At 43.3% G+C, this 24770-nt stretch carries 29 protein-coding genes; 25 read left to right on the top strand and 4 right to left on the bottom strand.

The annotated features are described in order from the left end of the window. Positions 1-597 precede the first annotated feature (597 nt). From rpmH to yidC, 4 genes are all read left to right on the top strand, one after another. Positions 598-732 (top strand): 50S ribosomal protein L34, encoded by a 135-nt coding sequence (gene rpmH / locus B1L02_RS18605; RefSeq protein ID WP_010376846.1) that lies wholly within the window; start codon positions 598-600, stop codon positions 730-732. A gap of 6 nt (positions 733-738) precedes the next feature. Beyond that, positions 739-1173 (top strand): ribonuclease P protein component, encoded by a 435-nt coding sequence (gene rnpA, locus B1L02_RS18600; protein WP_010376847.1) that lies wholly within the window; start codon positions 739-741, stop codon positions 1171-1173. A 173-nt stretch (positions 1174-1346) separates the two neighbouring features. Beyond that, positions 1347-1649: a membrane protein insertion efficiency factor YidD gene (gene yidD / locus B1L02_RS18595; RefSeq protein WP_010604158.1), complete on the top strand. Its 303-nt coding sequence runs from the start codon at positions 1347-1349 to the stop codon at positions 1647-1649. Positions 1650-1657: 8 nt separating this feature from the next. Continuing rightward, positions 1658-3292, top strand: coding sequence for a membrane protein insertase YidC (yidC, locus tag B1L02_RS18590; protein WP_088532222.1), 1635 nt, complete (start codon positions 1658-1660; stop codon positions 3290-3292). Positions 3293-3367: 75 nt separating this feature from the next. On the opposite strand, the gene B1L02_RS18585 is transcribed toward yidC, so the two are convergent. Further along, complete coding sequence (locus B1L02_RS18585; protein ID WP_088532221.1) at positions 3368-3583, bottom strand: DUF1496 domain-containing protein; 216 nt, start codon at positions 3581-3583, stop codon at positions 3368-3370. A 224-nt stretch (positions 3584-3807) separates the two neighbouring features. Here B1L02_RS18585 and B1L02_RS18580 point away from each other — a divergent pair, with 224 nt between their 5' ends. From B1L02_RS18580 to B1L02_RS18570, 3 genes are read left to right on the top strand one after another with little or no spacing between them, the layout of a single operon-like run. Further along, positions 3808-4479, top strand: coding sequence for a cytochrome c biogenesis protein CcdA (locus B1L02_RS18580; RefSeq protein ID WP_088532220.1), 672 nt, complete (start codon positions 3808-3810; stop codon positions 4477-4479). 17 nt (positions 4480-4496) lie between these two features. Then, positions 4497-4955, top strand: coding sequence for a TlpA family protein disulfide reductase (locus B1L02_RS18575; protein WP_088532219.1), 459 nt, complete (start codon positions 4497-4499; stop codon positions 4953-4955). Continuing rightward, complete coding sequence (locus tag B1L02_RS18570) at positions 4955-5692, top strand: TlpA family protein disulfide reductase (RefSeq protein ID WP_088532218.1); 738 nt, start codon at positions 4955-4957, stop codon at positions 5690-5692. The genes B1L02_RS18575 and B1L02_RS18570 overlap by 1 nt, the downstream gene beginning before the upstream one ends. A gap of 3 nt (positions 5693-5695) precedes the next feature. On the opposite strand, the gene B1L02_RS18565 is transcribed toward B1L02_RS18570, so the two are convergent. Continuing rightward, the gene (locus B1L02_RS18565) at positions 5696-7876 is read right to left on the bottom strand and encodes a winged helix-turn-helix domain-containing protein (RefSeq protein WP_223191961.1); all 2181 of its coding nucleotides are present in this window, start codon (positions 7874-7876) and stop codon (positions 5696-5698) included. A 211-nt stretch (positions 7877-8087) separates the two neighbouring features. Between B1L02_RS18565 and mnmE the strand changes: the two genes are divergently transcribed. The 3 genes from mnmE to B1L02_RS25020 all read left to right on the top strand — a co-directional run bounded on the left by mnmE (position 8088) and on the right by B1L02_RS25020 (position 10054). Continuing rightward, the gene (mnmE, locus tag B1L02_RS18560; protein WP_088532216.1) at positions 8088-9452 is read left to right on the top strand and encodes a tRNA uridine-5-carboxymethylaminomethyl(34) synthesis GTPase MnmE; all 1365 of its coding nucleotides are present in this window, start codon (positions 8088-8090) and stop codon (positions 9450-9452) included. A 306-nt stretch (positions 9453-9758) separates the two neighbouring features. Further along, a complete protein-coding gene (locus tag B1L02_RS23875; protein WP_157757269.1) occupies positions 9759-9923 on the top strand; it encodes a hypothetical protein in 165 nt (54 codons plus the stop codon). Further along, positions 9920-10054 carry a hypothetical protein gene (locus B1L02_RS25020; RefSeq protein ID WP_257790096.1) on the top strand — a complete coding sequence of 45 codons (135 nt, stop codon included), beginning with the start codon at positions 9920-9922 and terminating at the stop codon, positions 10052-10054. The genes B1L02_RS23875 and B1L02_RS25020 overlap by 4 nt, the downstream gene beginning before the upstream one ends. A 994-nt stretch (positions 10055-11048) precedes the next feature. Here B1L02_RS25020 and B1L02_RS24645 read toward each other — a convergent pair. Both B1L02_RS24645 and B1L02_RS23870 read right to left on the bottom strand, forming a co-directional pair. Then, positions 11049-11261, bottom strand: coding sequence for a hypothetical protein (locus B1L02_RS24645; RefSeq protein WP_232003120.1), 213 nt, complete (start codon positions 11259-11261; stop codon positions 11049-11051). A 30-nt stretch (positions 11262-11291) separates the two neighbouring features. Next, the gene (locus B1L02_RS23870; RefSeq protein ID WP_157757268.1) at positions 11292-11432 is read right to left on the bottom strand and encodes a hypothetical protein; all 141 of its coding nucleotides are present in this window, start codon (positions 11430-11432) and stop codon (positions 11292-11294) included. A gap of 29 nt (positions 11433-11461) precedes the next feature. Here B1L02_RS23870 and B1L02_RS18555 point away from each other — a divergent pair, with 29 nt between their 5' ends. From B1L02_RS18555 to B1L02_RS18485, 15 genes are all read left to right on the top strand, one after another. After that, positions 11462-11722, top strand: a complete 261-nt coding sequence (locus B1L02_RS18555; protein ID WP_316829181.1) for an isocitrate lyase/phosphoenolpyruvate mutase family protein — start codon at positions 11462-11464, stop codon at positions 11720-11722. Positions 11723-12131: 409 nt separating this feature from the next. Further along, a complete protein-coding gene (gene mioC, locus B1L02_RS18550) occupies positions 12132-12569 on the top strand; it encodes an FMN-binding protein MioC (protein WP_088532215.1) in 438 nt (145 codons plus the stop codon). 422 nt (positions 12570-12991) lie between these two features. Beyond that, entirely contained in the window at positions 12992-14881 is a 1890-nt protein-coding gene (mnmG, locus tag B1L02_RS18545) for a tRNA uridine-5-carboxymethylaminomethyl(34) synthesis enzyme MnmG (RefSeq protein ID WP_088532214.1), read from the top strand. A gap of 15 nt (positions 14882-14896) precedes the next feature. Next, positions 14897-15517: a 16S rRNA (guanine(527)-N(7))-methyltransferase RsmG gene (gene rsmG, locus B1L02_RS18540; RefSeq protein WP_010376874.1), complete on the top strand. Its 621-nt coding sequence runs from the start codon at positions 14897-14899 to the stop codon at positions 15515-15517. A 14-nt stretch (positions 15518-15531) separates the two neighbouring features. Further along, positions 15532-16317: a ParA family protein gene (locus B1L02_RS18535; RefSeq protein WP_010376876.1), complete on the top strand. Its 786-nt coding sequence runs from the start codon at positions 15532-15534 to the stop codon at positions 16315-16317. 15 nt (positions 16318-16332) lie between these two features. Then, positions 16333-17271, top strand: a complete 939-nt coding sequence (locus tag B1L02_RS18530) for a ParB/RepB/Spo0J family partition protein (RefSeq protein ID WP_088532213.1) — start codon at positions 16333-16335, stop codon at positions 17269-17271. A gap of 289 nt (positions 17272-17560) precedes the next feature. After that, positions 17561-17941 (top strand): ATP synthase subunit I, encoded by a 381-nt coding sequence (locus B1L02_RS18525; protein ID WP_010604145.1) that lies wholly within the window; start codon positions 17561-17563, stop codon positions 17939-17941. A 15-nt stretch (positions 17942-17956) separates the two neighbouring features. Then, positions 17957-18814: a F0F1 ATP synthase subunit A gene (gene atpB / locus B1L02_RS18520; protein WP_010376880.1), complete on the top strand. Its 858-nt coding sequence runs from the start codon at positions 17957-17959 to the stop codon at positions 18812-18814. Between the two features lie 72 nt (positions 18815-18886). Continuing rightward, positions 18887-19120, top strand: a complete 234-nt coding sequence (atpE, locus tag B1L02_RS18515; protein ID WP_010376881.1) for a F0F1 ATP synthase subunit C — start codon at positions 18887-18889, stop codon at positions 19118-19120. A 49-nt stretch (positions 19121-19169) separates the two neighbouring features. Then, positions 19170-19640 carry a F0F1 ATP synthase subunit B gene (gene atpF, locus B1L02_RS18510; RefSeq protein ID WP_088532212.1) on the top strand — a complete coding sequence of 157 codons (471 nt, stop codon included), beginning with the start codon at positions 19170-19172 and terminating at the stop codon, positions 19638-19640. 16 nt (positions 19641-19656) lie between these two features. Beyond that, positions 19657-20190 carry a F0F1 ATP synthase subunit delta gene (gene atpH, locus B1L02_RS18505; protein WP_010604141.1) on the top strand — a complete coding sequence of 178 codons (534 nt, stop codon included), beginning with the start codon at positions 19657-19659 and terminating at the stop codon, positions 20188-20190. Positions 20191-20204: 14 nt separating this feature from the next. Beyond that, entirely contained in the window at positions 20205-21746 is a 1542-nt protein-coding gene (gene atpA, locus B1L02_RS18500) for a F0F1 ATP synthase subunit alpha (RefSeq protein ID WP_010376884.1), read from the top strand. Positions 21747-21798: 52 nt separating this feature from the next. Beyond that, the gene (atpG, locus tag B1L02_RS18495; protein WP_088532211.1) at positions 21799-22659 is read left to right on the top strand and encodes a F0F1 ATP synthase subunit gamma; all 861 of its coding nucleotides are present in this window, start codon (positions 21799-21801) and stop codon (positions 22657-22659) included. A 32-nt stretch (positions 22660-22691) separates the two neighbouring features. Beyond that, positions 22692-24077 carry a F0F1 ATP synthase subunit beta gene (gene atpD / locus B1L02_RS18490; protein ID WP_088532210.1) on the top strand — a complete coding sequence of 462 codons (1386 nt, stop codon included), beginning with the start codon at positions 22692-22694 and terminating at the stop codon, positions 24075-24077. Between the two features lie 13 nt (positions 24078-24090). Further along, on the top strand, positions 24091-24507 hold the full coding sequence (locus B1L02_RS18485; protein WP_088532209.1) for a F0F1 ATP synthase subunit epsilon: 417 nt from the start codon (positions 24091-24093) through the stop codon (positions 24505-24507). Positions 24508-24770: the final 263 nt, after the last annotated feature.

Here is a 24770-nt window from a genome sequence, read left to right as displayed (position 1 = left end):
TAGGTTTTGATTCCCGGGAATAAAAAATAGAGCATTCAGATCTAAATAGTCAGATCTAAATGAAAGGATCGCCGGAAATACTTAGTTTTTATTACAAAATCACTGGTGGAAGCGGGGTATTATGAAGTGATCTTATCCACAAGTTCAATATTGACATTTAGAAAAAGCAAGATCTAACCCTAGCAAAAAATTAAACGCATGAAATTTAAAGGTTTTTATTTTTTACCCACAAGTAAGATCATAGCAAAAAACTCTTCCGATCTCACCCCAAAATTAAGATCAAATTTAGTTTTCCAGAGCTTTTCCTATTCTTACTAAATGCTATAATGCCGCCCATCGGATCAGATCTATGCAGATCGATTTCGTATTGATCCTACTTTATGTGGATCGTCTATGTTTGCTCGATAGCTTTGCCAAGTTTTGTCTATATATAAGGATAAAGAAATCACTCACTGTGGATTATTTAGCCACAGAGAACAGATTTTGATTGACTTTAGACGCGCCCAGCTTTAATATCTCGCGCTCGCAATGGCACCTGTGCCAGGATCGCGACCTGCATAGGATGTTTTAACTTTTAACCGATCGGATGGAATTGTTATGAAAAGAACTTTTCAACCTAGCGTACTTAAGCGCAAGCGCACTCACGGTTTCCGTGCTCGCATGGCGACTAAGAACGGTCGTAAAGTATTAGCACGTCGTCGTGCTAAAGGCCGTAAAGTACTTTCTGCTTAATATTTAGTGGAAGACTTTAGCTTTAGCAGGGAGTTACGTTTGTTAACTCCCTCGCATTACTCCCGCATATTTCAAGAGCCAGCTCGCGCTGCTACGCCTTATTTTACTCTACTTGCAAAACCAAATGATGTTGGTCATCCAAGACTCGGTTTGACTGTAGCAAAAAAACGCTGCAAAAAAGCATGTCAACGAAACCGTATCAAGCGACTTGCCAGAGAAAGCTTCCGATTAAATCGTCATAAACTTGATAACATCGATATTGTGTTGATGGTCAAAACCGGTGTTGACGAGCAATCTAATGAAGAGCTAACTAAACAGCTCACTAAGATGTGGCGCAAAATAAATGAACGTTGTAAGCCTGGTGCACCTAAACCACCTTTTAAGCCAAAGCCTCAACACAAGCGTTCAAAAAATCCTCAAGCTAACGCGAAAAAGCAATAATCTGCTTTAGCCTTTCCTTTTTACGGCGCATTTACCCTTGCTAGCATAGTAATTTTACGCCAATTAAGGTAAGGTTAGCTCACCTTTTAATCAGCTATATCAATGGAAAAATAGTCTGTTTTTGCTCACTTGGGTTGAAGCAGTCAATTGAGGAAATTGATATCTACAAAGCCATGAATTCAACTTCAGGGCGTAGCAAGATCAGAAATCAGTTCAAAGCAGTTTGTTCGCTTCCCAAGCACCTGCTTATATTGCTGATCCGCGGTTATCAACAATGGATTAGCCCCCTACTCGGGCCTCATTGTCGCTTCAACCCGACCTGTTCTAGTTATGCAATTCAAGCAATTAATTTACATGGAATTGCAAAAGGGAGTTGGTTAGCGGTTAAACGCATATTAAAATGTCACCCTTTGAGCGCAGGTGGAGATGATCCTGTACCTGTGAAGTCGACTAAAGTTAAACAACACGAGAAATAAGAGCTGTTATGGAATCGCAACGCACGTTTTTATTTATCGGTTTGTTGCTGGTTTCGTTCCTACTGTTCCAAGAGTGGACACAAGAACAAAACCAGCCACAAGCTGATACCAGTGCCGTCACACAACAAGTGGCGAACTCAACCCCAACAGAAGAGCAAGCTGATGTGCCAGCATCAAGCCAATCCGATGTCCCAGTTGTAGCAACTCAGGCAACACGTTCTGTCATTAGTATCACTACCGATGTACTTGCGGTAAAAATTGATACTAAGGGCGGTGATATCGTTGAAGCTAATTTACTACAACACGCAGAAACCCATGGCAGCGACACGCCTTTCATGTTACTTGGTGAATTTGAAGGCAAACAGTATGTTTCACAGAGTGGTTTAATTGGTTTAAACGGCCCTGACGCAAACAAGGCTGGTCGCCCAGTATATGAGTCTGCACAACAGCAGTATGAGCTTAATGGCGATACATTACGTGTACCACTGACTTTTACTGATGAGAAAGGCGTACAGTACACAAAAACTTATGTATTTAAAGCAGGTAAATATGATGTTGACTTAGAATACCAAGTTAACAACACCACCTCATCACCTGTTCAAGTACAACTGTACACACAAATCAAACGTACACGCCAAGATAAAGGCAGCATGGTTGATCAGACATACTTAGGCGCAGCCTATGGTACCGCTGAAGAGCCTTATGAGAAATACAGCTTCTCTGACATGGCGGATGCGAACCTGAATAAAAATACCCAAGGCGGCTATGTTGCTTTTCTACAGCATTACTTCGTCAGTGCGTGGGTGCCAGATCAGCAAACCAATAATACGATTTATACCACGCTTAGAAATGGTGTTGGTATTGTTGGTATGAAGAGTGAACCAACCAATGTTCAAGCAAATAGCACGGCAACTATCCATGCGGTGTACTACATGGGTCCTAAAGACACTGAAGCGCTAGAAGCCATCCAAAAAGACCTAGATCTCACAGTAGACTACGGCTGGTTATGGTTTATTTCACAACCGCTACTGACACTGCTTAAGTTCCTTTACGGTATTTTAGGTAACTGGGGTCTGGCGATTATTGCAATCACTTTGATTGTGAAAACGGCGCTATACCCACTTACTAAAGCGCAATACACCTCAATGGCTAAAATGCGCATGCTACAGCCTAAGATGCAGGCACTAAAAGAGCGTTATGGCGATGACCGCCAGAAGTTCGGCCAAGCAATGATGGAAATGTACCGTAAGGAAAAAGTGAACCCAATGGGTGGCTGTTTCCCACTGTTACTACAAATGCCAATCTTCCTAGCCTTGTTTTACGTATTCCTTGAATCAACAGAACTACGTCATGCTGAGTTTATGTTGTGGTTAACGGACCTATCATCAATGGACCCGTACTACGTACTACCTGTGCTATTTGGCGCAAGTATGTTCCTAACCCAAAAACTACAGCCAATGACGGTTACAGACCCAATGCAACAAAAGATGATGACTTACATGCCAGTCGTGTTCTCAATCTTCTTTATTTGGTTCCCATCAGGTCTGGTACTTTACTGGTTGGTTTCAAACCTTATCTCTATCGCTCAGATGCTTATCATCTACCGTGGCATGGAGAAAAAAGGCATGAAAGTACGCGGTTAACGCTCGTACACCTTGAATAAAAAACGCCAGCTTCACAGCTGGCGTTTTTTATTTGCGCATCATATGAAATTGTCGTTACTGATCAACCCACTGGAGCTCACCATTTGGACCGCCGTCAACACATACTTTCCATTTGTTATTTTGCTTTTCTACCGATCCCTTAGAATATGCCTGATCGGCATAATAACAATACTTTGTAGGGTCGTAGTCTGGTTTTACATCCTCATCACTTAGTGCAGAACCAGATACCGCAAATGCTGCAGATACAACCGCTAGTGTTAGTCTATTCATAATATCTCCCTTTAACGTATAAACTTACCTAAACTAGGTAACTTACCTTATCTTATGAACACACCAAGCAACAAGCACTTTTTCTTTTAAACTCATGAGAATTAAAATATCAAATAAAATCAAATACTTGATAAAATTTGATAGCGGTTTTATGACGATTTGATAGGTCAAATTTGGGCTATCCGTCATGCTCTTTTGCAGTTAAAAAATGCAAAGAGAAGACGATGCTTGAATCTACTTTACTACAGGCACTCTCCAGTGCCGAAACTGATTGGTGGTTAGTGCCTATTGCACTCTTAGTCGGTGTACTCACCAGCTTTACGCCCTGCGTATATCCCATACTGCCCATAACTGTTGCAACTCTTAGCCAACAACGCCATATTCGCCTTGCTCCAATCTGGTATGCACTAGGCTTTGCAGCGGTGTACGCCGCGCTTGGATTTATTGCAGCACTAACCGGTAGCTTCTTTGGCCAGGTAGCAACAAACCCTTGGGTGCTGCTTATTTTTGCCAATCTACTATTCTACTTTGCTGCGGTATCAAAAGGCTTAATCTCGCTGCCACGCTTGCCAAAAACGATTTCAACAGGCTCACCAGCACCTCTTCTAATGGGCATGGCCAGCGCTCTTGTAGCGGCTCCCTGTACGTCTCCCATTCTAGGTGGCTTATTGCTCTTCGTTGCTAATGCCCAGCAACCTCTATTAGGAGGCGCGCTGCTGTTTAGTTTTGCGCTCGGTATGAGCACCCTATTACTGCTAGCAGGGCTAAGCACGCGCTTTTTGCATACATTACCAAGATCTGGAGTTTGGCTAAATCACATCACTACAGCAACCGCACTTATCTTAGTCGCGATGGCGCAATATTTTCTTATTCAAGCTGGCAAAAGTTGGCTATAAAATGCAAAGGAACCACCATGAAAAAAATCATATTTTATTCTCTCTTTATGTTACTCAGCACAATGTCTGCAGCAAAGGACTATCCCGTACTTACCGCCAATACGCTTGCAAACAATACCGTAACCAGTCAAGGCAAAGTCACTTACTTGAAGTTTTGGGCAACGTGGTGCTCCTACTGTGTGGAAGAAATGCCACTGCTTGAGCAAAGCTTCCAGCAAGCCAATAACCACTATCAGGTTATCGCCGTCAATATTGGCTTCAATCAGTCGAAAAAAGGCGTGCAAACTTACCTTGATAAACATAATTACCAATTTCCAACGGTATTTGATGGTAGTGGCAAGATAACTCAGCAGTTTCAAGTGTTAGGCACGCCACAACACATCCTCATAGATGAAAACGGCAAAGAAATCTATCGCAGCGCGTTGTTTACAGATGAACTGCAACAACATCTGAACACACTTCAAGGAGCAAACTAATGTCATCAATTAAAGCCCTACTTATATTCGCCGCTGTGTGTCTCAGCTTGTTTGCGCACGCTAACACGCAAGAGTATGTGTTTATTAATATTTGGGATGAGTATGTACAGCCCACAACTCTACCAACGCCACTAGCACCAAGGAGATTGCTACAGCCCGATATTAATATTGATGAGGCAAGCTTAGCGCAATTTAAACAGGCCTATCCAAGCTATGCTGAGTTAGTCATTGATAAGCAAAACCAGTTGCTGCAACGCTTTGCAATAAGGCAAACGCCTGTTCGTGTTATCGTTAAAGACGACAAAGTTATCAAACAAGAGTTGTTGACGACTAAGAGTGCACCAAGCACAGAGAAAGAAACACGGATCCCGTTGCAAACACTCACTGGTACGCCATTTTCTATAGCGACGATAAACAGCCAATACAGAGTGTTATTTTTCAGCGATAGCTTGTGTCCGTTTCAACATATTCCTGCCTGTGAAATGAGAATAAAGCAAAACAATCAACTCGCTGACTCGAGTGCGTATCCGGTCGTTACTGTGATTAAGCCCTTTTATGTGGAAGAACAAAGTGCTCGAGACTACCAACAACGTTTTGAGATCAAACACGATATTGTGTTCGATCACCACAACCAAGTATTTAGCCAGTTTGAGATTAGAGAGCTACCTTACTGGGTGGTACAAGACAAACATGGTGAAGTCGTTTATCGCGGTAATCAGCCACCCAACATAGACTAGAGCCTAATTTATCGTCCATTTACTCTGACAGTAGACGCTGTAAGGGGCATCGATAAGCTCAGCAATAAAACGCTTATCGATGCTGCTTTGCTGGCGTATTTGCAGCAACTGTTGCTGTAATAATTGGCTATTTTCAAGCCCGGCCAATTTATCTGAAAAGCGCTTTTGCAGCGCTTCTTCTTTTAACATATCAGCCGCAACAACACCGTAAAGCAATAAAAGATGTGAATTGCTATGTTGATGTGCAGTAATAATCTCAAGCGCTTGTTGAGGCTCGTTTCTCAAAAGGTGGATATACATTTGCGTATAGAGCGCATAGGTCTCAACTTCTTGTAGCTGTAACATTTGATAATCGTGCATTGCATCAATCGTCAGCGGCTCTGCTAATTCGAGCTTGCCCGCTTTGATCCAGGTCCAACCCAGTAACAATTTAACGTTGGCACGCGTCACCGAAGAAATATAATCGCTTTCTAACAGCATGTGATATTGCGTAATTGCACTTTGCATTGCATCCGTATCACCCGTTTGCAATGCGATATCCATATGCGCCATGCCAATCAGTAATTGCTGTTGCTCATAACTTGGAATAAAACGCGGCTCGCCGTTAATCTCATTTAAATACCGTAGCGCCTTTTCTCCCTGATGCAGCTGAATATAGTAGAATCCTAGGTAAGTGAGTATTTGCTTTTCTAAATAGCGATATCCATTTTTCTGAGCCAAAGCGAGGGCTTTTAATAAACTAGGCTCACTTTCAACCACTGGCACTAAGTAATTTTGACCATAAGCAAACAAAGCTTTTATTAGATTCATGGTCTGCTCAGTTTGCTCATAATAGGCAATGGCTTGCGCGAGCACAGGTTTACTCTTCTCTAAGTTCAGTAACGTTTTTTCAGCGGGACCAGCCGCTGGTGGATTGGCAAGATAGAAACTCCGCTGTGCTTCGCTATAGGCAAACGATCGACTGCCTATCAAAACATGCGCTGAACTCATCGCTTGCTGGTATTCATCCCAACGTTGTAACACCCAAAAAGCATCCGCTTTGAGTTGATATGCCATCGCAATCAACTCAACTTGCTGACTTTGCTCAGCAGCATCGAGGGCAAGCTGAGCTTGCTGCAACGCTTGCTGATGTAAGCCTTGTGCCTTGAAAAACTCTCCGTAATAGAGGTGGTAGCGAGCACGAGTCGCGGTTGAAGCTGAACTTAGTGAAATCTGTTCGAATCGACGTGTGGCAGAATCAATATCACCGAGCTGCCAACAAATTTGCGCAAGCTCCAACTGACTTTCTAGATGTTCCGGCATTTGTGCCACAGCCGCCTCAAAATATGCCTTTGCCAGTTGAGGTCCCTGTTCATTTAATGCTTGTACACCGCGGTAATAGTCATTCATTGCTAGATTTAAGGATGATTTTTTGGCGGTTTTAGTGTCAATATCTAGCGCTAACTGCGCAATAACCTCTGTTGCAATCGCTTCAAAGCTCTCATCTAACTGTTCAACAATTATCTCGCTTTGCTTATCTCCAAAAGTAACACTGAGTAAAAAACGCTGTTGTATCGGCTTTAGTGAAAGCGTGAGCTTATTAATCGCACTATTCTCTGCAAGCTCAGGATATTGGCTTCGCGGTACTAATTGATAATGAGACTGTAAATGTTGTCTCAATGCTGCTTCAAGCGCATAACCCCACCACGCATTGGCTTGCACACCCGTCTCATTCACCATAGGCACAATGATTAACGAGTCTTGCTCAGCTTGTATACGAGTGACAACGGGTACTGAGCTAGAAACGAGGTAAACACTCGCTGCGACTCCACTTAACGCAATAGCGCCAACGACAAGCATCGCTTTCATTGTTGTAGTGAGTTTGAATGTGGTAAATGTGCGGCTCTCAACAGGACAAATCCACTGATAACCTTGCTGTGGTATGGTTTTAATAAAAGTGGGTTGCTGGGCGTTATCTTTGAGGGCTTGTCTTAGCTCAGTGATACTTTGTGTTAGTGCAGCTTCTCTAAACTCACCGTGTTGCCACAACGTACTGAGCAATGTTTCACGTGTAACAATTTGATTTGGATGAGCTAAAAAATATGCCAACAGCTGCGCAACTCTCGGCCTAAGTGGCACTTGCTCAGCATCACGATATAAACACGAGACATTTGGATCGAAGCGGTATTGAAGAAAGTGCAGCACAGCGTTAGTTTCCCTTATACAACCTTTGCTAGTAAGAACAGTAAAAACTGTGATCATAATTATACCTGACAAAAGCGCATAACCGTATCATTAAGGTCATCAACCACCCAAAACACAATGAGCAGACTCAGATATTACCCACCAGCTATACCTGAGATATATCAATTGCTGTACAATTATGGCTATTAACCAGACAGTCTAAAGAGTCATCATGATCGCACAAGACACCATAGCAGCACAGGCTACCGCACCGGGTCGCGGTGGCGTTGGTATTATTCGAGTTTCAGGGTGTAAAGCCCGAGCAGTTGCCGAGCAAATCTTAGGTAAATGCCCAAAAACTCGCTATGCCGAATACCTGCCATTCAATACCCTAGCAGGTGAACAACTAGACCAAGGTATTGCATTGTTCTTCCAAGGGCCGAACTCATTCACCGGTGAAGATGTTCTTGAGTTACAAGGCCACGGTGGCCCAGTGGTACTTGATATGCTGTTAAAGGAAATCAGCCAAATCGAGCAAGTGCGCTTGGCAAAGCCTGGGGAGTTCTCAGAACGTGCTTTTATGAACGACAAGCTAGACTTAACGCAAGCAGAAGCTATCGCAGACTTGATCAACGCCACCAGCGAGCAAGCTGCAAAAAGTGCGCTACATTCACTACAAGGTGACTTTTCTAAACATATCAATACTTTGGTTGAGAAAGTAATTCATCTGCGCATGTACGTAGAAGCCGCAATAGATTTCCCCGATGAAGAAATCGACTTTCTTTCCGATGGTAAAGTCTCGGGTGACCTAGAAGCCATTATTCAGCAACTCGCAGAAGTGCGTAAACAAGCCAAGCAAGGCAGCATCATGCGTGAAGGCATGCGCGTGGTGATTGCAGGCCGCCCTAATGCTGGTAAATCTTCGCTACTCAATGCCTTAGCGGGCCGTGAAGCCGCGATTGTTACAGACATCGCAGGTACGACACGAGACGTACTACGTGAGCATATTCATATTGATGGCATGCCGCTTCATATTATCGACACGGCAGGACTTCGTGAAAGTCCTGATAAAGTGGAGCAAATAGGTATTGAGCGTGCTTGGGAAGAGATCCGCAGCGCCGATCATGTACTGTTTATGGTAGATGGCACTGAAACCCACGAAACCGATCCTGCGAAGATCTGGCCTGATTTTATCGAGCAGTTACCGCAAGGCATGGAAATTACCGTGATCCGCAATAAAGTCGATTTAAGCGGTGAAGCGGTTGGCACAACAACGAGTGATGGCCATACCCTTATCCGTCTAAGTGCCAAAGATATTCAAGGCATTGATTTATTGAGGGAACACCTAAAAGCCTGTATTGGATTTACTGGTGCAACTGAAGGTGGCTTTATGGCTCGCCGTCGTCACTTAGACGCCCTAGAACGCGCTGCTGAGCACCTAGAAATAGGTCAAACTCAGCTAGAAATGCATATTGCCGGTGAAATTTTGGCAGAAGAGCTGCGCCTTACCCAGCAATACCTCAATGAGATCACCGGTGAATTTAGCTCCGATGACCTGCTGGGCAAAATCTTTAGTTCGTTTTGTATTGGTAAGTAATAAGTCAAACAAGCTATAACCAACAAGTAGTTGATCTCTTACCACTGTTAAAGCTTGATTGGTGCACTTATTATCTGAATTGGAGCATAAAGAATTATTAGATACTTATCAAATGTTATCGCAAGATAATTATAAACTTAAGTGTTTGATTAAATTCAATTTATTTTTTTTACTAATTTTGCGTTTTTAAATTTTTTTTGGTTTTATTTACTCCCTGAGGCGAGACAAACTCCCTTAGAACGAAAGTCACCTTCTTTGGCAGAAGTGATGACAATTAATAATAAAATTTAAATGTGAGAAATACTGATGAAAGAATTAAATTCTTATCAAGTTCAAGAAGTAAATGGTGGTATCGCAGCTTTAGTCTGGGTAGGTTACGGCGCATACAGAGCTTATAAAGCTTACAGACTTGTTCGTGTAGCTGCAGGTGCTGGTGCTGGCGGCTTTGCCTTAGGAGTTGCAGGGGAATGATCAAGCAATTAAATAAAAATGAAGTACAAAAGGTAAATGGTGGTATCTTCTTAGAAGCTGCAGTGGCTGTAGTAGCTGCGCATTACGGCTTAAAAGCAGGTCGTTGGGTTTATAATAATTATATCAAGTAAGCCATTTCGTACTATATGATTGAAGCATTTCGCTTCAATCATATAATTTAAATTATATAAAATGTGAATATCATGAAAATATTTGTCCGAAGTTGTTCAAACTGCAAAACTGAAATTTCAATGGTAATAAGGATGAAGTTAATTTCTGAGAAGTTCATTTATTGTCCCTGCTGCGGTTTTACACTTCAACCAAGTATATTATGGACTGTAGTCATCTGTTTTTTGCTTTCTTTCTTGTTTAAAACCACATTTCACTCTGTTATCGCTGACAAATTTGGTTCAACAGCCGCAATCCTAATTATCCTTGTATTTGTATATATTTTTCATCGACTACTCGAACCTTTTTCTGATTTAAAGGCCATAGATAAAAACGAACTTCTATGATTTTCATTTCTTTAATCCTAGAGCCTGTTAACCTTTGTCCATAAATCACCCAAGAAAATGGTGATATTTGGATATACATCAATCTATATCCTCATTGCCCACCTTGCTGCTTCCTTTTCTTGGCAGCTTAACTTTTCAAGTTGGTTTCTAAAATCATTACTGTCATACCCCTTATCAACTGTTATAACTTCAGCTAGAGTGACTGTGAAATCAAGCTATTAGCATGAGTTACTTCGTCGCTCCAGAATATTGACGTTTTAATGCTTAGACTAGCCGAATTCAATCAATCCAGACTGGGCATTAATTTTATCGACAATTCTGTTATTACGCAGCGCTTTTCGCTGCTAATAAATATTAAATCTAGGCATAAAAAAGCCGCAGTTGGGCTAGAATTTTACGGCAGCTTTGGCCTACCTACGCTTTTGCCCTGCAATATACACATCATAACGCATTCCTCGATAACCCCTATCTACAAAACAGCTGTATCGCCTTTTATCTGTGACGTTGTCTACTATTCTCAACGTTTCTCATAACGTGTCGCCGTCATAGGGGCTGCCATGCATTGCATGCAAGCAAACTACAAACTGCTCTTTCAATATTGTCGCGATACTCAACTCATATGGCTTTGCGCTTTTTCCCTTGGCGATACATTGAACACCCAGCTCATGCAGGTTATAGAGTTTGTTTTTACTCGTTTTTCTTGCTTTAACAGCCGCTTGTGTTGTTGTAGGGCATGGATAAACTCCCGACTTGGCTGCTCGGTGCTTTTCCTCAAGATACCTTTCATCACCCGTCTGAGATAGTTTCCCAGTGTTTTCATCATGCGTTTAAATTGTTTAGCATGGGCACAGCGCTACTTTTTGCGCGGTCTTAGGCCAATTCGTTCATAACTTTGCCTAAGCCGAATACTGGCTTGCTTAGCGAAACCAACCAGTTTGCCACGGCATTTTTCTAGTAGTTTACTGTCCGTTGGATGGGCAATATTTTTCTCCATGACAATCTGTCTATGACTACTTCTCGTAAATTATCCCCGGTTTAACCGACACCACCATGATAAGACGCCTAACAGCCCTGCTTTCAATTCCAGTCAATGTGATGCTGTTGCCCGGATTTAGCGATAAACAGGCGTTAGCAGAGTTAGGAGTCAAACGTATCTCATCGGGTAATGCACTCAGCGATCATGTGATTGCACTACAAGAATCAGCCACCAGAAGGCTGCTCGAAGAACATGCTGTAGACTTCTTATTTGAACAACCAGTCCGCACAACTTGGCTGTCAAACTAAATTAATCTCGAGATCTAACCATTTTTTTAGATTCTTTTATTATATGGATCTAACTATATAGATCTAAAAGACTGGATCGACTTCCGGCTTTTAGATCGTTATCCACAACATCTCATCCACAGCCTCAAAATTTGTTCAAAAACAGCGGAGATCTTACCGTTTCAAGCATGAGCCTTGCCTTAAAAAAGTATTTTTAGGCTCAGCTATCCCATAGATTATCCACAAATAAATCACCGAGTTAAGCTTAGGAATATTTTATTTTCCTGTTTTATTTCATGTAGATAAATAAAAAAATTAAAAATCACACACTATTTGTGCAAATATTTTTATCCAATTACTTCAAAGCCCTCTTTACATATTCACGTTAAACGCTAAGATGGCGCGCAATACGACTTAGGTAAGGGTAACAATGCAAACTTTAGATCTTATTGTAGGCAGCCAAATGGGATCAGCAGAATACGTTGCTGAACAGCTGATGGAATCGCTTGAATCTCAAGGTTATACCGTGAATTTGCATGAAAAACCCGAGCTTGAAGCTTGTCAGCAAGCACTTTGGCTGGTGGTGACATCAACCTATGGGGCCGGTGACTATCCAGAAAACTTATTACCTTTTATATCAGCGCTAAAAGCGAGCTCGGATCTAAGCCAATTACGCTTTGCGGTAGTGGGAATTGGTGATTCAAGTTACGACACCTTTAATCATGCAGCTATTAATCTTGCTGATCTACTTAAAGAAAAAGGTGCGACACAGCTATTAGACATAGAAAAGATCGATGTTTTACACCCAGATCTACCAGAAGATACCGCTATTGCTTGGTTACCTAAGTTTGTTAAATGTGTCGCTTAACGCTGCGACATTGAAATACACAGAAGTTATTCACAAATTCAGTCTATTTTAGATCGCATTGTGGATAACCTATGATCTAACTGCTGATCTACGCTTACTTATCCATTGGATAAAATAATTCAGATCTAGCCCTGTGAATAAAGTGGCAAGTTGATCAAAGGTTGTATGCCTGTTGATCCGATCTAATTCACACCAATTGATCTTAGTTAAGCAGTTGGATCTAAACAGGAATACAAAACTATTCACAGATCAAAGGATCAGTAGTAGTAAGATCAATAAAGATCTTTAAAAAGATCCTTATATATTTTAAGTGATCTCTTTTTTGCGTTGTGCAAAGTTTAACCATTTCACTTCTGGTTAATTCTAGGTAGAATACGCATCCTTTCTAAATTTGCTCGGTTGTTTTAAGTAGGATCCCGTAAATGATTTATCATGAACATTTTGATGTCATCGTTGTTGGTGGTGGACATGCAGGCACTGAAGCTGCACTTGCAGCTGCACGTATGGGTATGAATACCTTATTGTTAACACACAATATGGATACCTTAGGCCAAATGTCGTGTAACCCAGCTATTGGTGGGATTGGTAAAGGTCATTTGGTTAAAGAGATCGATGCGCTTGGTGGTGCAATGGCCAAAGCAATCGACAAAGGTGGGATCCAATTTCGAACGCTTAATTCATCGAAAGGCCCTGCGGTACGAGCGACTCGTGCTCAGGCAGATCGCGCATTGTATAAAGCGGCGATCCAAGACATTTTGCAACATCAAGAAAACTTAAAGATCTTCCAACAATCTTGTGATGATCTGATTGTTGAAGGCGATCAGGTCAAAGGTGTCGTAACGCAAATGGGTTTACGCTTTAGCGCTTCTTCAGTGGTGCTAACGGTTGGTACTTTCTTGGGTGGCCAGATCCATATTGGTTTAGAAAACTTTAAAGGCGGCCGTGCTGGCGATCCTCCTTCTATTGCTCTGGCTGAGCGTTTACGTGAAATGCCTTTTCGAGTTGATCGTCTAAAAACGGGTACACCACCACGTATCGATGCAAGAACGGTTGACTTTTCAGTGATGCAAGAACAACCTGGCGATACCCCTACTCCGGTTTTCTCGTTTATGGGCAAAGTGTCTGATCATCCAAAACAGATCCCTTGTTATATCACTTATACCAATGAAAAAACCCATGACGTGATCCGCAATAATTTACATCGTTCGCCGATGTATGCAGGTGTAATTGAAGGGATTGGTCCACGTTACTGCCCTTCTATCGAAGATAAAATTGTCCGTTTTGCAGATAAAGAAAAACATCAGATCTTCGTAGAGCCTGAAGGCTTAACATCATACGAGCTATATCCAAATGGTATCTCCACCAGCTTACCATTTGATATCCAATTGGAGATCGTGCGTTCTATTAAAGGGTTTGAGAACGCGCATATTTGTCGTCCTGGCTATGCAATTGAGTACGACTTCTTCGATCCCCGTGACCTTAAGCAATCACTAGAAACTAAGTTTATCAATGGCTTATTCTTTGCGGGTCAAATAAATGGTACAACCGGTTATGAAGAAGCTGGTGCGCAAGGGTTGATTGCAGGTATGAACGCAGCTCTTCAAGTTCAAGGCCGTGAAGCATGGACACCGCGCCGTGATGAAGCTTATGCAGGTGTGTTGATTGACGACTTAGCAACGCTTGGTACAAAAGAACCTTATCGTATGTTTACCTCGCGTGCTGAATACCGTTTGTTACTGCGTGAAGACAATGCGGATTTACGTCTAACGGAAAAGGGTCGCGAGTTAGGTCTGGTTGACGATGAACGCTGGGCTGCATACAACGACAAGCTTGAAGTAATGGAACAAGAAGCACAGCGTCTGCGCAATACTTGGATCCATAAAGATCACCCTGCACTTGAAGCAGTAAACGAATTACTAAAAAAACCACTGGTACGCGAAGCCAGTCTTGAAGATCTGATCCGTCGCCCAGAGGTGAATTATCATGACTTGATGGCAATTGAAGGATTAGGATCTGAGTTTGATAACATTCCAGCCCTTGAACAGGTTGAGATCCAAACTAAGTACGCCGGTTACATTGCGCGTCAACAAGATGAGATTAATAAGCAACTTCGTCATGAAGAGACATTACTGCCTGCTGAGTTTGATTATGGCCAGGTAAGCGGCCTGTCAAATGAGGTTGTAGCAAAGCTAAGTGATGCTCGTCCACAAACGATTGGTCAAGCTTCACGTATTTCTGGTATCACCCCTGCTGCTATTTCGCTATTATTAGTGTATCTGAAAAAGCAAGGGCTATTACGTAAGTCGGCGTAATAGCAGTGGAACACTGTGTTACTAGAACAATTGAATGAATTACTCGCTGATACCTCTATCGAGCTCAGTGAACAACAAAAGCAGCAGTTGGTCGAATATGTCCAGCTGCTGGATAAATGGAACAAAGCCTACAACCTCACTTCCGTTCGTGACCCAAAAGAAATGATGGTAAAACACATCATGGACTCTTTGGTTGTTGCGCCACACCTAACGGGCAGTAACTATATCGATGTTGGCACCGGACCGGGTTTACCGGGTATGGTTTTAGCGATAGCTAGACCGGACATCAATTTTGTTCTTCTTGATAGCCTTGGTAAAAGAGTTCGATTTTTAATGCAGGTAAAACATGGGCTTGGCATTGAGAATGTTACCCCTGTGCAGTCTCGAGTTGAAGAATATCAGCCAAGTGTTAAATTAGACGGTGTACTCAGCCGTGCTTTTGCATCACTACAAGATATGATCCAGTGGTGTTCACATTTAATCGATAACCAAGGTGTATTCTTAGCACTAAAGGGTCAATACCCTGCGGATGAGCTAGAACAATTACCAAACGGCGTGAGTTTATCGCAAGATATTAGTTTAGTGGTGCCCAAGCTTGAAGGTGAGCGCCATTTAATCATTCTTTCTAAAGATTAATTGTCGAGGACAATGTGGCAAGAGTCATTGCAATAGCAAACCAAAAAGGTGGTGTTGGTAAAACAACCACTGCGGTGAATTTAGCCGCGTCCATGGCGGCGACTAAACGTAAAGTTCTGTTGATCGATCTCGATCCCCAAGGCAATGCAACCATGGGCAGTGGCGTCGATAAATACGCCGATGTCGCAACGGTTTATGATCTGTTGATAGAAGAAGCGCCGATGGATCAAGTGATCACCACAGAAACCAGTGGTGAGTATCATTTGATCGCAGCGAATGGGGATGTAACCGCGGCAGAAGTCAAGCTGATGGAGTTGTTTGCGCGCGAGGTTAGATTACGCAACGCCCTTGAGACAATAAAAGATAAATATGAGTATATATTCATCGACTGTCCACCTTCATTAAATATGCTAACGGTAAATGCCATGGCTGCCGCCGATGCGGTTTTAGTTCCGATGCAGTGTGAATATTATGCACTGGAGGGATTAACAGCTTTAATGGACACCATTACCCAACTCGGTAAGTTGGTGAATCCAGGATTGCAAATTGAAGGCATTTTGCGCACTATGTACGACCCGCGTAATCGTCTAGCTAACGACGTATCTGAGCAGTTAAAACAACACTTTGGCGATAAAGTGTACCGGACTGTGATCCCTCGTAATGTGCGATTAGCGGAGGCGCCAAGTTTTGGTGCGCCTGCGATGTATTATGATAGAGCGTCAAGCGGTGCAAAAGCCTATCTAGCGCTAGCGGGTGAAATGCTAAGACGCAAAGAAAAGCAAGCGGCTGCGGTTGCCTAAGAGGATAAAAAGAACATGTCGGTTAAAAAACGTGGTTTAGGCCGAGGGTTGGATGCCCTACTCAGCTCAGCTAAACCTAATCCAAGTGCTGCGGCACCTGTGCCTAATCAAGAAGAAGTGGTTGCGACAGTCAGCGAACCCCTAACTGAATCAGTGGTTGAACAAGAGTTACAACGATTACCAATTGAGTGGCTAAAGCCGGGTAAATATCAACCGCGTAAAGATATGTCTGAACAGGCACTTGAAGAACTGGCGAGTTCGATCCGTTCACAGGGGATTTTACAGCCTATTGTGGTGCGTAAAGTTACCACGCAAAGCTTTGAAATTATTGCCGGTGAAAGACGTTGGCGTGCGGCACAGCTAGCAAAGCAAGATACCGTTCCTTGTTTAATCAAAGATGTGCCGGATGAAGCGGCTGTTGCGATTGCGCTTATTGAAAACATTCAGCGTGAAGACCTCAATGCGATGGAAGAAGCAATTGCTTTAGATCGATTGCTTAATGAATTTGAACTCACGCATCAGCAAGTTGCCGATGCGGTGGGTAAATCGCGTACGACGGTCACCAATTTACTTCGTCTCAACAATCTCAACGATGATGTAAAAATCTTGTTGGAACATGGCGATATAGAAATGGGCCATGCTCGTTGTTTACTTGCCCTAACTGGTGAAGCGCAATCTGAAGCAGCAAGAACTGCTGTGGCCAAGGGATTAACCGTAAGAGAAACCGAAAAACTGGTTCGCACCATTTTAGAGCCTGTTGAGAAAAAAGAAGCGAAGCAAAAAGATCCTGATGTGAAGCTGCTTGAACAGCAATTACAGGAAAACTTAGGCGCAAAAGTTGAGATCAACTACAACCAAAAAGGTAAAGGTAAACTGGTTATTTCCTATGCTAGTTTGGATGAGCTTGATGGTATTTTGGGGCGTATTAACCCTGAAATGAATGAAGCTGACTAACGGTAAACTTAACCAATTGACTAATCCGTGAATGCGGTGCTTTATTTTGCGCCGCTATTTCCTCACCGATATGCTGCAATATTGCGAGAATACTAAGAACTTTGATGGAAAAATAGCCACTCGTGTACAGGCTTTAATTTAAGCCTTCCTCCCTAACAAATTTTGACCTATTTGGCGTCCAAAAAACGTCACATTTCGCCTCGTCAAGTTGCAAATTAAGCAGAAACAAGTATAATTTCGCCAGTTTTCATACCCTGATAAAATTTAACGTCATTAAGGTTAATATAAAGTGACTCATTCGTTAGCCCGCCCATACAGGCGAGCCGCATTACAAGGTGTTTTGATTCAGGGTATCGTAGCATTAGTCGCTGCAGTAATCGTTTTTATAGGTTGGGGAGTACAAGCCGGAGTTTCAGCATTAGCTGGCGGCGCTGTGTTGGTACTCCCTAATTTTGTATTTGCTGCTTACGCCTTTCGATTTATGGGTGCAAGCAAAGCAAATCAAGTATATTCCTCGATAAAACGAGGAAATGGATTAAAATTTTTGCTAACTGTTGTGCTCTTTGCACTGATTTTTAAGCATTTTTCGGTAATGATGCTGCCTTTCTTCGGCGCGTATATGCTCGTGATGCTGACACAATGGTTGGTCCTGATTTTTTTTAATCATTAACTTTTGGGATAAAACATGGCTGCAGAAGAAGTTACTCTATCAAGCCATATTCAGCACCACTTGACCAATGCCAAGATGTGCTCGACCGATGCCGGTCTTGCCTTCAACAAAGCATGTGCGGATAGTGGTTTCTGGACATGGCATGTAGATACCCTCGCATGGTCAATCGGTTTAGGTCTGATATTTTTATGGATCTTCCGAAGTGCCGCTAAAAAATCCACTATAGGTGTTCCTGGTAAATTCCAGTGCTTTATCGAGATGGTTGTTGAGTTCGTTGGTGCCAACGTACGTGACACTTATCATGGTAACAGCAAGTTAGTTGCACCTTTAGCCCTAACGATCTTCGTTTGGGTATTCCTAATGAACTTGATGGACTTAGTTCCAGTTGACTTCCTACCTGCATTCGCTGGCTTTGTTGGTGAACAAGCATTTGGTATGGATTCACACGATGTATACATGAAGATTGTACCTACAACAGACTTAAACATGACAGCTGCACTGGCGCTAGGTGTGTTTATTCTGATGATCGGTTATTCAATTAAAATCAAAGGTATCGGTGGCTTTATTGCAGAATTAACATTGCACCCATTTAGCTCTAAAAACAAACTAATGATGGCAGTGTTGATCCCGTTTAACTTACTACTTGAAACAATCGCATTGGTTGCTAAGCCGTTCTCGCTAGCACTACGTTTGTTCGGTAACTTATACGCAGGTGAGATGATCTTCATCCTTATCGGTGCAATTGGTTTAATGCAGTTACCACTGCACTTCGTGTGGGCAGTATTCCACATTATGGTAATCGTTCTTCAAGCATTCGTATTTATGATGCTGACTATTGTTTACCTCAGTATGGCTAGTACAGAAAGTCACTAATCTGCTGAATAATAAAGATTTTTACAACTTAAACTTAAACTTTAATTTACTATTGAAACTTTGGAGATAAAAATGGAAATCGCAGTTGCTATTAAACTTATCGCTGTTGCACTACTAATCGGTTTTGGTGCTATCGGTACTGCACTAGGCTTCGGTAACATGGGTGGTAAGTTCCTAGAAGCATGTGCTCGTCAACCTGAGCTTGCGCCTTCACTACAAGTTAAAATGTTCATCCTAGCAGGTCTTATCGATGCCGTTGCAATGATCGGTGTAGGTATCGCTATGTACATGTTGTTCGCTCTTTAATATTGCAAAATACCTGAAACGAACAACTGTCAAGTAAGGAGGAGCGGTCGTGAACTTAAACGCCACTCTAATAGGTGAATTAATCGCATTTGTGGTCTTCGTATGGTTCTGTATGAAGTTCGTATGGCCACCACTAAATGGTGCGATTGAAGCTCGCCAGAAGAAAATCGAAGATGGTTTAGCGGCATCTGATGAAGCTGAGAAAGAACTTGATCGCGTTCGCGCTCAAGGTGCTGAACAGCTGAAAGAAGCGAAAGCACAAGCGGCTGAAATCATCGAACAAGCTAAGAAGCGTGCTGCGCTAATTGTTGATGAAGAGACTACTCGTGGTCAGCAAGAGCGTGAAAACATCATTGCTCAGGGACACTCTGAAATTGAGTCTGAGCGCAACCGTGTGAAAGAAGAGCTGCGTTCACAAGTCGCTGCACTTTCTATCGCAGGCGCTGAGAAGATTTTAGAGCGTGAAATCAATCAAGCCACACACAGTGACATCGTTGAAAAACTTGTCGCTGAGCTTTAAGTAGGAGGGTATGAGCATGTCTGAATTGACTACTATCGCTCGCCCATACGCTAAAGCGGCTTTTGAACTTGCCGTTGAAAAAGGCACAGTTGAAGCTTGGAATGAAATGCTGTTCTTCGCTGGTCAAGTTACCAGCGACGAGCAGGTTCAGGCGCTACTTGGTAGCATCGCCACTGAATCACAGCAGTCTGAAATCATTATCAAGTTATGTGCTGAGCAACTCAACGAACAAGGTCAAAATCTTATCAAGCTGATGGCCGAAAATGAGCGTTTAGCCGCCATCCCAGCTGTTGCAGAATTGTTTGCAGAATTAAAAGCAGACTATGACAAAGAAATCGAAGTAGATGTGGTTTCAGCAACAGTGCTTGCAGATGATACGCAAGCAAAATTGGTCGCGGCACTTGAGAAACGTTTCGCACGCAAAGTTAAGCTGAATTGTAGCATCGACGAAGCCATTGTAAGTGGTCTTGTGATTAAAGCCGGTGACACCGTAATCGACGGTTCTGTTCGCGGCAAGCTAGATCGTCTTGCGACGTCGCTACAATCGTAATTGGGAAAAAGAGCATGCAACTTAATTCCACAGAAATTTCTGCACTGATCAAGCAACGCATTGAACAGTTTGAAGTTGTAAGTGAAGCGCGTAACGAAGGTACTATCGTATCTGTTACCGACGGTATCATCCGCATCCACGGTCTTGCTGACTGTATGCAGGGTGAGATGATCGAGCTTCCTGGCAACCGTTATGCTATCGCACTAAACCTTGAGCGTGACTCAGTAGGTGCAGTAGTAATGGGTCCATACGCTGACCTTAAAGAAGGCGTAAAAGTTAAATCAACTGGTCGTATCCTTGAAGTACCTGTAGGCCGTGGTCTACTAGGTCGTGTTGTTAACACACTAGGTGAGCCAATCGACGGTAAAGGCGCTGTTGATAACGATGGTTTCGAACCAGTTGAAAAAATCGCACCTGGCGTAATCGAGCGTCAATCAGTAGATGAGCCAGTACAAACTGGTTATAAGTCTATCGATGCGATGATCCCAGTTGGTCGTGGTCAGCGTGAGCTTGTGATCGGTGACCGTCAGACTGGTAAAACAGCACTAGCAATCGATGCTATCATCAACCAAAAAGACACAGGCGTTAAGTGTGTGTACGTAGCGGTTGGTCAAAAAGCGTCAACAATTGCTAACGTAGTACGTAAACTAGAAGAGCACGGTGCGCTTGCAAACACTATCGTAGTAGTTGCTTCTGCATCAGAATCTGCAGCGCTACAATTCCTAGCGCCGTTCTCTGGTTGTACTATGGGTGAATACTTCCGTGACCGCGGTGAAGATGCACTAATCGTATATGATGATTTGTCTAAGCAAGCTGTTGCTTACCGTCAAATCTCACTACTACTTAAGCGTCCACCTGGCCGTGAAGCATACCCAGGTGACGTTTTCTATCTTCACTCACGTCTTCTAGAGCGTGCGTCTCGTGTAAACGCTGACTACGTTGAGAAGTTCACTAATGGTGAAGTGAAAGGTAAAACAGGTTCATTGACGGCATTGCCAATCATTGAAACTCAAGGTGGTGACGTTTCTGCATTCGTACCTACCAACGTTATCTCAATCACTGACGGTCAGATCTTCTTGGAAACTGACTTGTTCAACGCAGGTATCCGTCCAGCGGTTAACGCTGGTATTTCGGTATCTCGTGTAGGTGGTGCAGCTCAAACTAAGATTGTTAAGAAACTAGGTGGTGGTATCCGTCTAGCGCTAGCTCAGTACCGTGAACTAGCGGCGTTCTCTCAGTTCGCTTCTGACCTTGATGATGCAACACGTGCACAGCTTGAACACGGTGAGCGTGTAACAGAGCTAATGAAGCAGAAACAGTACGCACCGATGTCTGTTGCTGATATGTCATTGTCGCTATTTGCAGTAGAGAAAGGCTTCCTAAAAGATATCGAAATCAACAAGATCCTTGATTTCGAAGCAAGCCTAATCGCATTTGCTAAGAGCGAGTACGCAGAGCTAATGGCTCAAATCAATGAAACTGGTAACTACAACGCCGAGATCGAAGCGCAGCTTAAAGAGCTTCTTGAGAAGTTCAAGTCTACGCAAACTTGGTAATGTGTTATTAAGGTGAGTAGGTAACTACTCACCGAGATTCGGAGAGAGAGTCATGGCCAGCGGAAAAGAGATAAAAAGCAAGATCGGGAGTATCAAGAATACTCAAAAGATCACCAGCGCAATGGAGATGGTTGCCGCTTCTAAAATGAAGAAGGCACAAGAACGCGTAGCGTCTAGTCGTCCATACGCTGAAAACTTACGCAAAGTGATCGGTCGTGTTGCTCAGGCTAATCTTGATTTCCATCACCCGTTCCTAGAAGAGCGCGATGTGAAACGAGTTGGTTATATCGTTATCTCTACAGACCGTGGTCTTTGTGGTGGCTTAAACTCAAACGAGTTTAAGCGTGTAGCGAAAGACGTGAAAGCGTGGAAAGAAAAGGGTGTTGAGGCGTCGTTCGCAGCACTTGGTAGCAAAGCTGCTGGTTTCTTTAGACGTTTTGGTGGTTCGCTTGAAGCCAAAAAGGCAGGGTTGGGAGATGCACCTTCAATTCAGGACGTAATTGGTTCTGTAAGAGTGATGCTAGATGCATACGAAGAAGGCAAAATTGACCGCTTATTTGTTGTGTACAACAAGTTTGTCAACACAATGAAACAAGAGCCTGTTATCGATCAGTTATTACCTTTGCCAAAAGCTGAAGAAGAAGTATCAGCTCACGCTTGGGATTACTTATATGAGCCAAGCCCAGAGGCGATTCTAGAGACACTTATTGTGCGCTTTATTGAGTCTCAGGTTTACCAAGGCGTAGTTGAGAATGCTGCCTCTGAGCAAGCTGCCCGTATGGTTGCGATGAAAGCCGCAACTGATAACGCAGGTGGCCTGATTGATGAGCTACAGCTGGTATACAACAAGGCACGTCAAGCCGCAATCACACAAGAAATCAGTGAGATTGTGAGCGGTTCGGCTGCCGTGTAACGCTTCGGCAAAGTTTAATAAGAGGAATAGACATGAGTTTAGGTAAGGTCGTCCAAATTATCGGCGCCGTTGTGGACATCGAGTTTCCACAAGATAACGTGCCAGCCGTATATGACGCACTAAAAGTTACAGAAGGCGACTTAGCTGGTTTGACACTAGAAGTGCAACAGCAGCTAGGTGGCGGTGTGGTACGAGCTATCGCACTTGGTACTACTGACGGTTTACGTCGTAGTACATCAGTAGAAGGCACTGGCGAACCAATCATGGTTCCAGTTGGTACTAAGACCCTAGGTCGTATCATGAACGTACTTGGTGACGCGATTGATGAAGCGGGCCCTATCGGTGAAGAAGAGCGTTGGTCTATTCACCGTGCAGCACCATCATACGAAGAGCAGAGCAGCTCAGTTGAACTTCTAGAGACTGGTATCAAGGTTATCGACCTTGTATGTCCATTCGCTAAAGGTGGTAAAGTTGGTCTATTCGGTGGTGCGGGTGTAGGTAAAACCGTAAACATGATGGAACTTATCCGTAACATCGCAATCGAGCACAGCGGCTACTCAGTATTCGCAGGTGTTGGTGAGCGTACGCGTGAGGGTAATGACTTCTACCATGAGATGAACGACTCAAACGTACTAGACAAAGTATCACTAGTATACGGTCAGATGAACGAGCCACCGGGTAACCGTCTACGTGTTGCACTAACTGGTCTAACAATGGCTGAGAAGTTCCGTGACGAAGGTCGTGACGTACTATTCTTCGTAGATAACATCTACCGTTATACACTAGCAGGTACTGAAGTATCAGCACTGCTAGGTCGTATGCCTTCAGCAGTAGGTTACCAGCCTACACTAGCTGAAGAAATGGGTGTTCTACAGGAGCGTATCGCATCAACTAAGACTGGTTCAATCACTTCAATCCAAGCGGTATACGTACCTGCGGATGACTTGACTGACCCATCTCCAGCAACAACGTTTGCTCACTTAGATGCGACAGTAGTACTTTCTCGTGATATCGCTTCTCTAGGTATCTACCCTGCGGTAGATCCTCTAGATTCAACTTCACGTCAGCTTGACCCACAAGTTATCGGTCAAGAGCACTACGACACTGCACGTGGCGTTCAGACAGTTCTACAGCGTTATAAAGAGCTGAAAGACATCATCGCAATCCTAGGTATGGACGAGCTATCTGACGAAGATAAGCAAGTTGTATCTCGTGCACGTAAGATCCAGCGTTTCTTATCTCAGCCGTTCTTCGTTGCTGAGGTATTCACGGGTGCACCTGGTAAATACGTATCTCTTAAAGACACAATCTCTGGCTTTAAGGGCATCCTAAACGGTGATTACGATGATATGCCTGAGCAGGCATTCTACATGGTTGGCTCAATCGACGAAGCAGTTGATAAAGCTAAAAACATGTAATTAGGAGGTTGTTATGGCAATGACAGTACACCTTGATGTAGTAAGTGCAGAGCAGAGCTTGTTCTCTGGTGATGTGACTACTATCCAAGTGACAGGTAGTGAAGGTGAGCTTGGTATTCATCCAGGCCACGCGCCACTACTGACTGGCCTAAAACCTGGTATGGTACGTTTGGTTAAAGCAGATAGCTCAGAAGAAGTTATCTACGTTGCAGGCGGTACGCTTGAAGTTCAACCACAAACAGTAACTGTTCTCGCGGACGTTGCTATTCGTGCGGAAGAGCTTGACGAGCAAGCTGCTGAAGAAGCTAAACGTGAAGCGCAAGCGCAAATGGCTTCTGGTACTAGCGGTGAGTTGGATTACCAACAAGCTGCAGTACAACTAGAAGAAGCCCTTGCTCAACTACGCGTTATTCGCCAGCTGCGCAAATAAGCAACCACCTATCTGGTTATCAAAAACCCACGCATCGCGTGGGTTTTTTTATGCGTACTGATATAGAGCTAAAGGCTTGCAATCTAGCTATTATACCCATTGCATTAATTCACTCATAAATTTTAGGGGGATATACCAAGGCATTTAGACCAATTAAATGACTAAATTTTGCCTGCTTACCTATAGGTAGATACCTTGGTGGTAGTAGGGGGGGAGAGCGGATCTGCTAAGTTATTTCTTCATACAATTTATAGCCGACAACG

It is taken from the genome of Pseudoalteromonas piscicida (genome assembly GCF_002208135.1).
Taxonomy (GTDB): Bacteria; Pseudomonadota; Gammaproteobacteria; order Enterobacterales; family Alteromonadaceae; genus Pseudoalteromonas; species Pseudoalteromonas piscicida_A.
This window is presented reverse-complemented; position numbering and strand designations above follow the sequence as displayed.